The sequence below is a fragment of the Microbacterium sp. K41 genome, from assembly GCF_004794395.1.
GTDB lineage: Bacteria > Actinomycetota > Actinomycetes > Actinomycetales > Microbacteriaceae > Microbacterium > Microbacterium sufflavum.
Genome location: NZ_SSDO01000481.1, coordinates 1 through 841 on the forward strand (window position 1 = coordinate 1; position 841 = coordinate 841).

Below are 841 nucleotides of genomic sequence, written 5' to 3' on the forward strand. Positions count from 1 at the left end.
GTCCGCGCCGGTGGCGATCTCGCCCACCTCCGCCCCCAGCGTGTCCACGAGCCGCTCGGGCGCCCCGGCGTCGCCGTACACGAGGCGGTCGACCCGCCGGCGGATGAGGCGCCGCATCGGCAGCAGCCCGATCGCGACCAGCGCCGCGGTGGCGAACACGGCCAGTGGCGTCGGAGGGCCGACCGTCTCCATCGCTGTCACGATCAGCAGGTAGCCCGTCGCGGCGAGCACCGCCAGGATGCTGGTCGTGAGCACCGTGCTCACCGTCACGTCGACGCCGCGCAGCCGATGCTGCAGACCCATCACCAGCACCGCCGATGGATAGAAGATCTGCCCGACGATGGGCGCGATGGTGCCGAACACCCACAGCGGGGCTGCGAGCTGGAGCGAGGCGGGCAGCACCGTGACCACGTAGGAGGCGGTCAGGAACACATGCCCGACCAGCAGCCAGATCAGGGCGTACCGCTGCGACCGCGGTGACCGGAGTGCCCGCTTTAGCACGATCACGGCGACCGCGGTCGAGGCGCACAGCGTCACGGCGGCCGCGGCCCCGTAGGCGCCGGGCAGCATCGCCTGGTACCACGGCCAGTCCGGGGCGAGCGGGTTGTCGAGCGGTCCGGCGCCCTGCTGGGTGAGGGACGCGACGGTGGCCACGCCGGCCGCCGTCATCACGAGCCACAGCAGCACGCGGTCGAGGGCGGTGCGCCGGCCGGGCAGGAGCAGCAGCGGCACGACCGCGGTCAGGAAGGTGCCGGGGACGAACGCCCAGCCGCCCGCGTATGCGAGCAGTGCGCCCCCGGGCAGCCCGCCGCTCTCCACCGCCAAGAGGCCGTACTGCACG

The 841-nt window shown here is 73.6% G+C and carries 1 protein-coding gene; it reads right to left on the reverse strand.

Translation table 11 applies throughout. The features are described from left to right. Positions 1-841, reverse strand: an 841-nt coding sequence (locus DW309_RS19765; protein WP_205812828.1) for a hypothetical protein, incomplete at both ends; no start/stop codon positions are given.